We start from the raw sequence: 12,291 nt of genomic DNA, 5'->3' as shown, positions 1-12,291 counted from the left end.
TGGTTTGCTACCGTGACTGCATGAACGCATCGATCGCATCGATGAGGCTGCGCACCGCCTGACGGCCGCGCCCCTTGCTCCTTCTCAGCTCGCGTAGGCGCGCGCCGTCCCGCAGGTCCATGACCACCTGCCGGACGCAGCCAGCGGCGCCCTCACCTCATCGTCGTGTCATCTCGGGTACGAGATCACATCTGATGCGTCCGGCTCCTTCCTACGGAGCCTCCACATGCCTCGCACCACGGGCCGGCACGAGCTCGGCCAGAACTTCCTCGTCGATCCCCGCGTGGTCGACACCATCGTCAGCGTCGTCGCCTCCTGGCCCGATGACCGACCCCTGCTGGAGCTGGGACCGGGCGACGGAGCGCTGACCGGCCCCTTGGCCGGGCTCGGCCGTCACGTCACGGTGGTCGAGCTGGATGACCGACGCGCGGCCCGCCTCCAGCGGCGCCTCGGCGGCCGTGTCGACATCGTGCGCGGCGACCTCCTGGACGCCGACCTGGGTGCCGGTGCGGACGTCGTCTCCAATGTCCCGTACGGCATCACGACACCCCTGCTGCGTCGCCTGGTGCATGCACCGTCCTGGCAGCATGCGCTGCTGCTGGTGCAGTGGGAGGTGGCGCGGAAACGGGCGGGGGTCGGGGGCACGACGATGTTCACCGCCCAGTGGTGGCCGTGGTTCACCTTCGGCCTGATCGACCGGGTCCCGGCGTCGTCGTTCCGTCCGCGCCCGTCGGTGGACGGTGGCCTGCTGACGTTGACCCGAAGAGCTGAACCGCTCCTGGAGGACCGCCACGACTACCAGCAGCTCGTCGGAGCGGTCTTCTCCGGACGGGGCAGGGGAGCGCTCGACGTCGTCCGCCGGCTGTACGGCCGCCCGGTCGCCGAGCGCTGGTCGGGCCGTCGGGGCCTGAGCGCTCGCGCACTGCCTCGGGACCTGGGGGTCGAGGACTGGGTTCAGCTGTACCGGCTGACCTGCGGCGTGGCGTCGGGGCCTTCGAGCCGCTCACAGGCGCAGGAGCGCGGCCGTGGCGGCCGCCGCGACGACCATCGGCAGGAACGGCACCCGTAGCAGCAGCAGGACGGCGGCGACGCCGAGCCCGGCCAGGCGTGCGTCGATCACCAGCTCGCGCTCGCCTCCGAGCACCTGCACCCCGATGAGCGCTCCGAGCAGGGCCGCGGGGATGAGGTCGGTGGCGCGACGGGTGAGGGGATGGTCGAGGACCCGCGAGGGCACCGAGAGACCGGCCAGCTTGAGGGCGTAGCAGCCGACGGCGGTCAGCAGCACCCCGATCCACAGCCCACTCATGGTCCACTCCTGCGCGGCCCGAGCAGTCCGGTGAGCACCGCGACGGCGCCACCGACGATGATCGGCACACCCGCCGGGCTCCAGGGCACCAGCACGAGCGCCACGGCTGCGGCCAGCAGTGCGACGCCCCGGCCGGTCCGGGTGCGCAGCCGCGGCCACAGGAGGCCGAGGAATGCTGCTCCCACGGCTGCATCGAGACCGTACGCCCGCGGGTCGCCGATCGCCGTCCCGGCCAGCGCACCGGCGAAGGTGGTGAGGTTCCACAGCAGGAAGATCGAAAGGCCGGTCCACCAGAACCCCAGGCGGCCGAGTCGCGGCTCGGTCTGCGCCACCGCCATGGCGGTGGACTCATCGATGACCAGGTGGGCTCCGAGCAGTCGTCGGATTCCGCGCAGTCGCAGCATCGCGGCCAGGCTCACGCCGTAGAACAGGTTCCGGGATCCGAGCAGCACGGATGTGAGTGCTCCGGTGAGCGGTGCGCCGCCGGAGGCGACGACGCCGATGAACGCGAACTGTGAGGCTCCTGTGAACGCCAGCAGCGACAGCGCGCACGTCTGGGCGACGTCGAGACCGGCGGACGTCCCGAGCGCCCCGAAGGAGATGCCGTACGCGCCGGTGGCGATGCCGACCCCCAGGGAGTCGGCGATCACCGTGCGTCGTCGGGTGTCCGGCTCGCTCACTCGCCGTCGTTCTGGTCGACCAGCGCGGTGTGGAGCCGCACCTGGCGGACGGTGCGGCCGGACTCGTCCTCCAGCTCCCGGTGGGCGCCGTCAGCGGCCCACCCGGTGCCGGTCACGAAGGCGCGTAGGTCGTCGGCGGTGCTTGCGATCCACCACACGGCCCGCTGGAAGGAGTCGGCACGCAGCGTGTCCATGGCGGCCTGCACGAGTCGCGAACCGTGACCGGCGTCGCGGTGCTCGGGATCGACGACGAGCTCACCCACCTCCCCGTCGGCCACCTGGTCGGCGTCGGGGTCGAAGCACGGGTGGACGATGCAGAATCCGCGCACCGTGGCGCGCTCGAGCGCCACCAGCACCCGCATGCGGGCGTCCTGCGGCGCGATGATCGACGCCTGCCACTGCTCGGTCACTGCGACGGCGTCCAGCTCGGCCAGGGCATCGGCGCCGAGCAGGTCCACGTACTCGCGGCGCCACGTCCGCAGCTGGACGTCGGCGATGGCCGCGGCGTCCTCGGGCCAGGCCAGCCGGACGCTGACGTCGGCGCTCATCGCGCCACCACCGTCAAGAAGTGCGCAGGATACGGCGGCGGCGCGATGACGTGCTGATGGTTCGCTCGCTGGCGCTCGCTCATTGCGCCACCACCGTCAAGAAGTGCGCAGGATACGGCGGTGGCGCGATGACGTGCTGATGGTTCGCTCGCTGGCGCTCGCTCATTGCGCCACCACCGTCAAGAAGTGCGCAGGATACGGCGGCCGTGACGAGATGCTGATGGTTCGCTCGCTGGCGCTCGCTCATCGTTTGAACGCCTCGACGAGTCCGGACTGGGCGCCGTCGGCGTCCAGGAGCACCTCGGTGAGCGACGTGCTGTGCAGGGTCGGGGTGGTCTCCCAGGCCAGCAGGGCGACGGCCGGGACGGCGGCGACCACGAGCGGCCACGCGCCCCAGGGGGCCACGAACGTCACCAGGATGGTGAGGATCACCGGCACCTGGCAGATCGCCAGCCGGCGAACGGTCTGGCCGGCGAAGATCGCCACCGCCCGGCGGCGTTGCTCTTCTTCGTCGGTCTCGGGGTCGAGGCTCGGCGTCCTCGTCCAGACACGTTCGGCGAACCATGCTGCGATGGCCACGGGAACCAGCAGCGCCAGCATGGCCCACCACGGAGGCCGGGGCGCCGAGACCCCTCCGAGGATGAGGAACAGGGCGATGAGGAACACCGCCGTGATGACCACCTGCAGGGCGGCGAAGCTGCGGATCTCCTTGGGGGAGGAGTCGTACTCGGCGGGGATCATGAGGCCGAGTTTCCCACAGCCCGGCGGGGGCGCCGGGCCGTGGGCGGCGACGGGCGGAGCGGGGGTGCCGGGCCGGCGGAAGGTCCAGGGTCTTCCCCTGGTCCGTTGGTAGTCTGGGGTCATGCGCGCCTATCTCGATCTCGTCCAGCGAATCCTCGACGAAGGCGTCGAGAAGGGCGACCGTACGGGCACCGGCACCCGCAGCGTGTTCGGGCACCAGATGCGTTTCGACCTGTCCGAGGGCTTTCCCGTCGTGACCACCAAGAAGGTCCATCTGAGGTCGGTCATCGCCGAGCTGTTGTGGTTCGTCGCTGGTGACACCAACACTGGGTACCTGCGCGAGAACGGTGTCACGATCTGGGACGAGTGGGCCGACGACCACGGTGATCTCGGCCCTGTCTACGGGCACCAGTGGCGGTCCTGGCCGACGCCCACGGGGGAGACGATCGACCAGCTCGCCGGTGTCATCGAGGCGCTCAAGTCCGATCCGGACTCGCGCCGCCACATCGTCAGCGCGTGGAACGTCGCGGACCTCGATCAGATGGCTCTTGCTCCCTGTCACGCGTTCTTCCAGTTCTACGTGGCCCCCGGCGTGGATGCCGGGCAGGGGGCGGCAGAAGGAACCGGCGGCGGCACTGGCCCGGGCCGGCTCTCCTGCCAGCTGTACCAGCGCTCGGCCGACGTCTTCCTCGGCGTGCCGTTCAACATCGCCTCCTACGCGCTGCTGACGCACATGGTGGCCCAGGTGACGGGTCTGCAGGTCGGTGACTTCGTGCACACGATCGGTGACGCCCACCTCTACCTGAACCACCTCGACCAGGCGCGCGAGCAGCTCACACGTGATCCTCGTCCGTTGCCGGAGCTGTGGCTCGACCCGTCGGTCACGAGGATCGACGACTTCACGCTCGACTCGGTCAAGGTGGCCGGCTACGATCCCCACCCGGCGATCAAGGCCCCGATCGCCGTATGAGCGAGCGCCAGCGAGTGAACATCCAGGACGTCGTGCGGCCACCCCCATGCGGTGGTTGCTTGACGGGAGCGGCCGCATGACCGTCACCCTCGTCGCGGCGGTCGGCGCCAACGGGGTCATCGGGGTCGACGGCTCGCTGCCGTGGCGGCTGCCGGAGGACCTCGCGCACTTCAAGCAGCTGACGCTCGGCCATCCGATGGTCATGGGCCGCACGACGTTCGAGTCGATCGGGCGGCCGCTGCCGGGCCGGACCACGATCGTCCTCACACGTCAACGTGGGTGGCACGTCGACGGTGTCGAGACGGCTCCGAGCCTGGACGATGCCCTGGCTCGTGCGGGTGCGCTCGACGACGAGGTGTTCGTGGTCGGGGGAGCGCAGGTCTACTCAGAGGCGCTGGAGCGCGACCTCGTCGACCTGCTCTCCGTCACGCGGGTGGCCGCCTCGCCCGAGGGCGACACTCACTTCCCGAGCATCGACTGGCAGAGGTGGCGCGAGGTGGGCCGGGTCCAGCACGTCGGCCCTGAGCCCGAGCGCACTCCGTTCGACATCGTCACGTACGAGCGGGGCTGAGTGGTCCGGCCGCTGACGTCCTCGCTCCATTGACCGCGACGGCGCCGAGGCACAGACTGGCACCCACGACAGGAGCGGACATGGCACACGGCGACATCACCCACCTGGAGATCCCGGTCTCCGACCTCAAACGTGGCCGGCAGTTCTACGCCGCGCTGTTCGGCTGGACGATCGAGGAGCCTCCGGGGTTTGAGGGGTACCCCATGTGGCGTGCCCCCAACGGCATCAGCGGCGGGGCTCTGGCGCCACGCGGGGGCGGCTTCACCCAGCCGCGCTCGGTCGTGGAGGTGGACTCCATCGACGACACGCTCGCCGTCGTCGCCGAGAACGGCGGGCGCGTGCTCGAGGAGAAGTCACCCATCACCGACACCAGCTGGTGGGCGGTCGTCGAGGATCCCGACGGCAACGTCCTGGGGCTCTACGAGGGCGTCACCGAGGTACCGCAGGACTGATCCCTTGTTCAGGACAGGATCGCCAGCTGACGTGACTGGGCGATGAGGTTCCCGGCTGAGTCCCACAGCTCGACGTCCTCGTCGTGGTAGCCGTCGACGACGTGCCGGGTGGTCACGTGCATGAGTGACCAGTCGGTCTCGGGCCTGCGTCGCAGGTGGACGGTCAGTTGCACGGTGGCCGAGGCCAGCAGGCCGAGCTCGGCGGTCACCGGCGGGTAGCCGTCGACGATCGCCGCGGCCGCGATGGCGTCGATACGGCGCCCGTCCTGGGGACGCACCCAGACCGTCGCCTCCGGGGTTCCGCTGGGCTGTCCGGACAACCATCCGGGGACCGTGGGGGAGCGCACCTCGTAGCGATCAGCGATGGGGACCGTGCCTGCCGGGATCGCTGCGGCGAGGTCGTGGCAGTCGGCAGGAGCGGGCACGTCGGGGGCTTGGTGCGGGGTGTGGTGCACGTCGCCGGCAGCGTCCCAGTCGTGCAGGGAGATGATGGCCTGGGCGACGGGGCGCTCGCCCTGCAGGAGCGTTGCCTCGTGCACGGAGACCCGGCGGCCGGTGCGCAGGCCGCGGACCGTGACCTGCGCCGGGCCGGGCGTCGGCGGCTTGAGGTAGCTGACCGAGACGGTCAGCGGGTCCGGGTGGGCCGGTGCGGTCTCGACGGCCACGTCGAGCACCGCACGCATGAGGATGGCCAGCACGTAGCCACCGTTCGCGGTGCCGTTGGGCGTGTTCCAGTCCGCCGTCAACGTCAGGTGGCGGCTGCCGTCGGCCCCGACAGTGGTGGCGATGGCGCGATCGAGCTCGTGGTCGGAGACTTGGTTGTCGGGCATGAGTCCATCCTGCACCGCTGCTGGGACACAACTCGCGATAGCCTCGGTCCATGACCTCTCCGCTCGCTTCCGAGGCCGCGCCGTTCGGCCGGGTCCTGACCGCCATGGTCACCCCGTTCACTGCCGACGGTGTCCTCGACCTGGGCGCGGCGCAGCGGGTGGCCAGCCACCTGGTCGACCACGGCAACGACGGCCTCGTCGTCAGCGGGACCACGGGTGAGTCGCCCACCACGACCGGCGCCGAGGACGCTCGGCTGCTCGCGGCCGTCCTCGAGGCGGTCGGCGACCGAGCCAGTGTCGTCGCCGGCGTCGGCACCAACGACACCCGCCACAGCGTCGAGCTCGCCCAGCAGGCTCGCAAGGCCGGGGCGCACGGCCTGCTCGTGGTCACCCCGTACTACAGCAAGCCGCCGCAGTCCGGCATCGTCCAGCACGTCACCGAGGTGAGCCGTGCCGGTGAGGACGTCCCCGTCCTGCTGTACGACATTCCCGGCCGTACCGGCGTGCAGATCGCCGAGCCCACCTATGCGGAGCTGGTCGCCAACCCGTTGGTGGTCGCCGTCAAGGACGCCGTCGGCGACCTCGAGCGCGGCGCATGGCTCATGGGTGAGGTCGGCATCCGTCTGTACTCCGGCGACGACGCGCTCAACTTCTCCTGGCTGGCTCTGGGAGCCAGCGGCGTGGTGAGCGTGGTGGGGCACGTCGCGGGTCGCCAGTACGCCGACATGGTGGCGGCGATCGATGCAGGCGACCTGCACACCGCGCGCGCGATCAACGACCGGCTGCTGCCGGTGGTGCGCGCCATCATGACCCACACGCAGGGTGCGATCACGTCCAAGGCAGCGCTTCAGCTGCTCGGCGTCATCGAGCACCGTACGCTGCGTGGTCCACTCCTCGCGGCCACCGACGACGAGGTCGCGATCGTGCGACACGCGCTGGAGACCGCGGGACTACTCACGAACTGAGGCCACATGAGCCACATGCACACCGAGCTGCCCGAGCCCGGACCGCTGGCCCCCGACGCCCTGCGCGTCACCCCGCTCGGCGGGCTGGGCGAGGTCGGCCGCAACATGACTGTCTTCGAGTTTGGCGGCAAGCTGCTCATCGTGGACTGCGGTGTCCTGTTCCCGGAGGAGAACCACCCGGGCGTCGACCTGATCCTCCCGGACTTCGGACCGATCCGGGACCGCCTCGACGACGTCGTCGCCGTCGTGCTGACCCATGGTCATGAGGACCACATCGGCGGTGTCCCGTTCCTGCTGCGCGAGCGGGGCGACATTCCAGTCGTCGGGTCCAAGCTGACCCTCGCCCTGGTGGATCCCAAGCTGCGCGAGCACCGGCTCAAGGAGGCCCCGCGCCACGAGGTGTCCGAGGGCGATGTCCTGGAGTTCGGGCCGTTCTCCTGCGAGTTCGTGGCGGTCAACCACTCGATCCCCGATGCCTTGGCCGTCGCCATCACGACGCCGGCAGGGGTCGCCCTGCACACCGGCGACTTCAAGATGGATCAGCTGCCGCTCGACGGGCGCATCACGGACTTGAGGGCGTTTGCTCGTCTTGGAGAAGCCGGGGTGGATCTTTTTCTCACCGACTCCACCAACGCCGAGGTTCCGGGCTTCACGGTCGCCGAGCGCGACATCACCCCGGCCATCGACACTGTCTTCGCCACCAGCACCCAGCGCATCATCGTGGCTTCCTTCGCCTCCCACATCCACCGGGTCCAACAGGTGCTCGACGCTGCTGCCAAGCACGGCCGCAAGGTGGCCTACGTCGGACGCTCGATGGTGCGCAACATGCAGATCGCGCGGGAGCTCGGCTACCTGCACGTGCCCGACGGGGTGGTGGTGGACAAGATCGACGCTGCGCCTCCGGAGAAGATGGTGCTGATGTCCACCGGGTCGCAGGGCGAGCCCATGGCTGCACTGTCGCGGATCGCCAACCGCAGCCACCAGCAGGTCAGTTTGGAGCCCGGCGACACGGTGCTCATGGCCTCGTCCCTGATCCCGGGCAACGAGAACGCCATCTACCGGGTGATCGACGGCCTCACCAAGCTCGGCGCACGGGTCGTGCACAAGGGCAACGCCCTGGTCCACGTCTCGGGTCACGCCTCCGCGGGCGAGCTGCTCTACTGCTACAACATCGTGCGACCCACCAACGTGATGCCGGTGCACGGGGAGATCCGCCACCTGCACGCCAACGGAGCGCTGGCCACCAAGACCGGCGTCCCCAACGTCCTGCTCGCCGAGGATGGCTACGTGGTCGACCTCGTCGACGGCCACGCGTCCATCGTCGGGGCGGTCGACTGTGGCTACGTCTACGTGGATGGTTCGTCCGTCGGGGAGATCACCGACTCCGAGCTGAAGGACCGGCGGATCCTGCGCGACGAGGGCTTCATCTCGATCGTGACGGTGATCGACTCCACCACGGGCAAGATCATCACCGGGCCGGAGGTGCACGCACGCGGTCTGGCCGAGGACGAGGCGGTCTTCGGCGAGGTCACCCCGCGCATCGTCGACGCCCTCGAGGAGGCGCTCGCCGAGGGCACGCACGACACCAAGCAGCTGCAGCAGGTGGTGCGACGCATCGTCGGCTCCTTCGCCGGCCGCAAGCTGCGTCGTCGGCCCATGATCATCCCGATCATCCTGCAGGCCTGAGTTCGGGCCGTCCTGGTTCCCAGCAGGTCGCGGCGCCTCCGCGTTCATCGCCGGGGAAGCCTGCGATCGGAAGGCCGCTGGAACCCAATCCGTTACGCACTCGAAACCTGGTCTTGGCGACGGTGAAACACCCGGTTCCTAGGTTCGAGGCATGTTCGGCGCGGGGCCGAACCGGTGGGACACCGGCCGCGGTCGGCGAGGGATGTTGCGCACGGACCTTGCCGGCCGCGTCGGCCGTCCGAGGGAGGACGCGGGCTGTGTCGGTTCACATGACGGGAGAGGTGCTGTACGCCTGCTCTGCGGCGACTGCCGACCCGGTCCAGCGCGCGGCGCTCGGGTCCCTGGTGAACGCCGTGCGACGGGACGCGCCGTCGGTGCAGGTCCGCGACACCCCGGTCGACTCGCTGCCACACGATGAGGACCTTCCGGTGCGGGTGGCCGTGCCGCTCACCCTCGGTGAGGACGGCGACGTGTCCGAGGCGCTCGTCCTGGCATCTCGTGGCGACTCCGGCCTCCTGGTGGCCGGCCCGCTCGGGCCGGACTGGAGCTTGGCGGAGATCTGCGTCCAGCGACTCATCGAGGCCGGGGCTCGCAAGGAGGACGCGATCGTCCTGGGTGTGACCGGTGGACGACATGATGCTGCCTCCCACGGACACGCGCGTGCGGCTCGCCTGGTGAGCGCCGTGTGGGGTGGCCCGGTGAGCATCGGCGCCGTCGGTGGTCCCGGAGTCCCGCTGAGGGATGCCATCAACCTGGCGCGGGCCGACCACCAGCGCGTCGTCGTGGCCTCCTACGTGCTCACCCCGGGCCGCACCGCGGACCGGATGCGGCAGTGCGGCGCCGACGTCGTGACCGCTCCGCTGCTGGATGGCGCCCCCGAGCCGCGGATCACCTCGCTCGTGCTCACCAGGTTCCACCAGGCCCTCGGCGTCAGCGCTCCGTCCCTCTGACGTTTGTGGGGCACCTGCCCGGGGCTGTCCTCGTGGACGTGGCCGCCTCCATCGGCGCGGGTCCACCATCAACCTCGACCTTTCCTTTAGGCTTTTCGCCATGGCGACCCGAACGTCTTCCCCGCCGCGCAAGCGGCCGTCCGGCAGCCAGGCCAACAAGAAGGGGCCTGCCTCCCGCAGCTCGTCGAGCACGAAGCGCAAGCCTGCCCAGAAGCGGCCGGCCAGCAAGCGCAACGGTCCCGGACCGATCGCCGCGATCGGCGGCGGGATCCTGCGGGCCTCCACCGCATTCTGGCTCGGCGTGGCAGGCATCGTCGGCGCCGTGGCCCGCAGCATCGGTCACTCCGCATCCGACCTCGAGCCCGAGCAGCGCCGCGACGGGGTCGGCTTCGCCCTCGTGGCGCTCGGCATCGTGGGCGCCGCCTCGATCTGGTGGCAGATCCCCGGCGCGGTCGCCGCCGGCATCCGTTCGGCTGCCACCGGGACCGTCGGCATGCTGGCCTGGGCCCTGCCGCTGCTGCTGTTCGTCGTCGCCTGGCGCACACTGCGTCATCCCGACCGCAATGGTCCCGCCGGCCGTCAGGTCATCGGATGGTCGGCCATCAGCGGCGGTGTGCTCGGGCTCGTCCACATCTCGCACGGCGTGCCCCGCCCCAACGACATGGACGCCGTGCGTGAGGCCGGGGGAGCGCTGGGCTTCCTGTTCTCCGCCATCCTGATGGACCTGCTGAAGACGCCGTACGTCGTGGCGCCGCTGCTGGTGCTCGTCGTCCTCTTCGGGCTCCTGGTCGTCACCGGAACCCCGTTGCACGCTGTGCCCGCCCGTTTCGCGCAGGCCAGGGACCGGGCCCTGGGCCGCACCCCTGAGCCCGAGGAGACAGCGACGACGACCAAGCGTCGTCACCCCAAGACCGTCGCCGACGAGCCCTACGACAACCCTCTGGTCGACGGCCCGGACGATGCGCAGCAGGTCGAGGCCAAGCGTCGCCGCGCGGCGGGCAAGGACGACGTCCCGGCCGAGCCCGCGACGGCCGTCGTGGTGGCTGACGATGCCGACAGCACGCCGCCACCCATGGAGCCCCTGCCGGTGCGCGCGGAGCAACTGGCACTGTCCGGCGACATCGTCTACACGCTCCCCGACAGCACCGTTCTGCGGGAGGGCACACCGCACAAGGCGCGCTCGGCGGCCTCCGACGAGGTCGTGGAGCGGCTCACCGAGGTGCTGGACCAGTTCCAGATCGACGCCACGGTCACCGGTTACACGCGCGGGCCGACGGTCACGCGCTACGAGGTCGAGCTCGGCCCCGCCGTCAAGGTCGAGAAGGTGACGGCACTCAGCAAGAACATCTCCTACGCCGTGGCCTCCAACGAGGTCCGCATCCTGAGCCCGATCCCCGGCAAGTCGGCGATCGGCGTCGAGATCCCGAACACCGACAAGGAGATGGTCTCCCTCGGTGACGTGCTGCGCTCCGGCAAGGCGCGCGGTGACCATCACCCGATGGTCATCGGCCTGGGCAAGGACGTCGAGGGCGGGTTCGTCGTCGCGAACCTCGCCAAGATGCCGCACCTGCTGGTGGCCGGTGCCACCGGATCGGGCAAGTCGAGCTTCGTGAACTCGATGATCGCCTCGCTGCTCATGCGGTCCACGCCCGATGAGGTGCGGATGATCATGGTCGACCCCAAGCGCGTCGAGCTCACGGCCTACGAGGGCGTCCCGCACCTCATCACGCCGATCATCACCAACCCCAAGAAGGCCGCCGAGGCGTTGCAGTGGGTCGTGCGCGAGATGGACCTGCGCTACGACGACCTGTCGAACTTCGGGTTCCGCCACATCGACGACTTCAACAAGGCGGTCCGCTCCGGCAAGCTCACCACGCCACCCGGGAGCGAGCGGGAGCTGTCGCCGTACCCGTACCTGCTGGTCGTCGTGGACGAGCTCGCCGACCTGATGATGGTCGCGCCTCGTGACGTCGAGGACTCGGTCGTCAGGATCACCCAGCTCGCCCGGGCCGCCGGCATCCACCTGGTGCTGGCCACGCAAAGGCCGTCGGTGGATGTCGTGACCGGACTCATCAAGGCCAACGTGCCGAGCCGCCTGGCCTTCGCCACCAGCTCGCTCGCCGACAGCCGCGTCATCCTGGACCAGCCCGGTGCCGAGAAGCTCGTGGGGCAGGGCGACGGGCTGTTCCTTCCGATGGGCGCCAACAAGGCGATGCGCATGCAGGGCGCCTGGATCAACGAGTCCGAGATCGTCGAGATCGTCGAGCACTGCAAGGAGCAGCTGCAGCCGAGCTATCGCGAGGACGTCACAGCCCCGCAGCAGGCATCCCGTGAGCTGGACGACGACATCGGTGACGACCTCGACCTCGTCCTGCAGGCCGTCGAGCTGGTCGTCACGACGCAGTTCGGCTCGACGTCGATGCTGCAGCGCAAGCTGCGTGTCGGCTTCGCCAAGGCGGGCCGCCTCATGGACATCATGGAGAGCCGCGGCGTCGTCGGCCCGAGCGAGGGTTCCAAGGCGCGCGACGTGCTCATCAAGCCCGATGACCTCGAGGACGTCCTGGCGTCCATCCAGGCCGGATGAGGAGGCGC

General features: G+C 70.0%; 13 protein-coding genes. 8 read left to right on the top strand and 5 right to left on the bottom strand.

What is annotated here, in order from left to right; all coding sequences use genetic code 11:
* Positions 1-226: 226 nt before the first annotated feature.
* A complete protein-coding gene (erm, locus tag ACEVFP_RS11355) occupies positions 227-1,069 on the top strand; it encodes a 23S ribosomal RNA methyltransferase Erm (protein WP_374999576.1) in 843 nt (280 codons plus the stop codon).
* Here erm and ACEVFP_RS11350 read toward each other — a convergent pair.
* From ACEVFP_RS11350 to ACEVFP_RS11335, 4 genes are all read right to left on the bottom strand, one after another.
* A complete protein-coding gene (locus ACEVFP_RS11350) occupies positions 1,004-1,306 on the bottom strand; it encodes an AzlD domain-containing protein (protein ID WP_374999575.1) in 303 nt (100 codons plus the stop codon). The two genes, erm and ACEVFP_RS11350, sit on opposite strands and share 66 nt — an antisense overlap.
* Complete coding sequence (locus ACEVFP_RS11345) at positions 1,303-1,986, bottom strand: AzlC family ABC transporter permease (RefSeq protein WP_374999574.1); 684 nt, start codon at positions 1,984-1,986, stop codon at positions 1,303-1,305. The genes ACEVFP_RS11350 and ACEVFP_RS11345 overlap by 4 nt, the downstream gene beginning before the upstream one ends.
* The gene (locus tag ACEVFP_RS11340) at positions 1,983-2,534 is read right to left on the bottom strand and encodes a GNAT family N-acetyltransferase (protein ID WP_374999573.1); all 552 of its coding nucleotides are present in this window, start codon (positions 2,532-2,534) and stop codon (positions 1,983-1,985) included. Before ACEVFP_RS11340 ends, ACEVFP_RS11345 begins: the two co-directional genes overlap by 4 nt.
* Before the next feature lie 243 nt (positions 2,535-2,777).
* Positions 2,778-3,275, bottom strand: a complete 498-nt coding sequence (locus ACEVFP_RS11335) for a hypothetical protein (RefSeq protein WP_374999572.1) — start codon at positions 3,273-3,275, stop codon at positions 2,778-2,780.
* Between the two features lie 121 nt (positions 3,276-3,396).
* Here ACEVFP_RS11335 and ACEVFP_RS11330 point away from each other — a divergent pair, with 121 nt between their 5' ends.
* The 3 genes from ACEVFP_RS11330 to ACEVFP_RS11320 all read left to right on the top strand — a co-directional run bounded on the left by ACEVFP_RS11330 (position 3,397) and on the right by ACEVFP_RS11320 (position 5,268).
* Entirely contained in the window at positions 3,397-4,245 is an 849-nt protein-coding gene (locus ACEVFP_RS11330; protein ID WP_374999571.1) for a thymidylate synthase, read from the top strand.
* Positions 4,246-4,321: 76 nt separating this feature from the next.
* Positions 4,322-4,816, top strand: a complete 495-nt coding sequence (locus ACEVFP_RS11325) for a dihydrofolate reductase (protein WP_374999570.1) — start codon at positions 4,322-4,324, stop codon at positions 4,814-4,816.
* Positions 4,817-4,896: 80 nt separating this feature from the next.
* The gene (locus ACEVFP_RS11320) at positions 4,897-5,268 is read left to right on the top strand and encodes a VOC family protein (protein WP_374999569.1); all 372 of its coding nucleotides are present in this window, start codon (positions 4,897-4,899) and stop codon (positions 5,266-5,268) included.
* A gap of 8 nt (positions 5,269-5,276) precedes the next feature.
* Here the strand turns inward: ACEVFP_RS11320 and ACEVFP_RS11315 are convergent, their stop codons facing one another.
* Complete coding sequence (locus ACEVFP_RS11315; protein WP_374999568.1) at positions 5,277-6,098, bottom strand: thioesterase family protein; 822 nt, start codon at positions 6,096-6,098, stop codon at positions 5,277-5,279.
* A 50-nt stretch (positions 6,099-6,148) separates the two neighbouring features.
* On the opposite strand from ACEVFP_RS11315, the gene dapA reads away from it, so the two are divergent.
* The 4 genes from dapA to ACEVFP_RS11295 all read left to right on the top strand — a co-directional run bounded on the left by dapA (position 6,149) and on the right by ACEVFP_RS11295 (position 12,283).
* Entirely contained in the window at positions 6,149-7,063 is a 915-nt protein-coding gene (dapA, locus tag ACEVFP_RS11310; RefSeq protein ID WP_374999567.1) for a 4-hydroxy-tetrahydrodipicolinate synthase, read from the top strand.
* Between the two features lie 6 nt (positions 7,064-7,069).
* Positions 7,070-8,749 (top strand): ribonuclease J, encoded by a 1,680-nt coding sequence (locus ACEVFP_RS11305; protein WP_374999566.1) that lies wholly within the window; start codon positions 7,070-7,072, stop codon positions 8,747-8,749.
* A gap of 257 nt (positions 8,750-9,006) precedes the next feature.
* Positions 9,007-9,699: a sirohydrochlorin chelatase gene (locus ACEVFP_RS11300; RefSeq protein ID WP_374999565.1), complete on the top strand. Its 693-nt coding sequence runs from the start codon at positions 9,007-9,009 to the stop codon at positions 9,697-9,699.
* Positions 9,700-9,799: 100 nt separating this feature from the next.
* Positions 9,800-12,283, top strand: a complete 2,484-nt coding sequence (locus tag ACEVFP_RS11295; RefSeq protein ID WP_374999564.1) for a DNA translocase FtsK 4TM domain-containing protein — start codon at positions 9,800-9,802, stop codon at positions 12,281-12,283.
* Positions 12,284-12,291 lie beyond the last annotated feature (8 nt).

The sequence above is a fragment of the Aeromicrobium sp. CTD01-1L150 genome (genome assembly GCF_041951745.1).
In the GTDB taxonomy this organism is placed as follows: Bacteria; Actinomycetota; Actinomycetes; order Propionibacteriales; family Nocardioidaceae; genus Aeromicrobium.
Note: the sequence above shows the minus strand (reverse complement) of the source record. Positions and strands in the feature narration are given on the sequence as shown.

Excerpts from the sequence above, each read along its gene's own strand:
- ACEVFP_RS11305 (WP_374999566.1), top strand. The coding sequence starts at position 7,070 with ATGAGCCACATGCACACCGAGCTGCCCGAGCCCGGACCGCTGGCCCCC.
- ACEVFP_RS11320 (WP_374999569.1), top strand. The coding sequence starts at position 4,897 with ATGGCACACGGCGACATCACCCACCTGGAGATCCCGGTCTCCGACCTC.
- ACEVFP_RS11335 (WP_374999572.1), bottom strand. The coding sequence starts at position 3,275 with ATGATCCCCGCCGAGTACGACTCCTCCCCCAAGGAGATCCGCAGCTTC.
- ACEVFP_RS11325 (WP_374999570.1), top strand. The coding sequence starts at position 4,322 with ATGACCGTCACCCTCGTCGCGGCGGTCGGCGCCAACGGGGTCATCGGG.
- ACEVFP_RS11340 (WP_374999573.1), bottom strand. The coding sequence starts at position 2,534 with ATGAGCGCCGACGTCAGCGTCCGGCTGGCCTGGCCCGAGGACGCCGCG.
- erm (WP_374999576.1), top strand. The coding sequence starts at position 227 with ATGCCTCGCACCACGGGCCGGCACGAGCTCGGCCAGAACTTCCTCGTC.
- dapA (WP_374999567.1), top strand. The coding sequence starts at position 6,149 with ATGACCTCTCCGCTCGCTTCCGAGGCCGCGCCGTTCGGCCGGGTCCTG.
- ACEVFP_RS11295 (WP_374999564.1), top strand. The coding sequence starts at position 9,800 with ATGGCGACCCGAACGTCTTCCCCGCCGCGCAAGCGGCCGTCCGGCAGC.
- ACEVFP_RS11330 (WP_374999571.1), top strand. The coding sequence starts at position 3,397 with ATGCGCGCCTATCTCGATCTCGTCCAGCGAATCCTCGACGAAGGCGTC.
- ACEVFP_RS11350 (WP_374999575.1), bottom strand. The coding sequence starts at position 1,306 with ATGAGTGGGCTGTGGATCGGGGTGCTGCTGACCGCCGTCGGCTGCTAC.
- ACEVFP_RS11315 (WP_374999568.1), bottom strand. The coding sequence starts at position 6,098 with ATGCCCGACAACCAAGTCTCCGACCACGAGCTCGATCGCGCCATCGCC.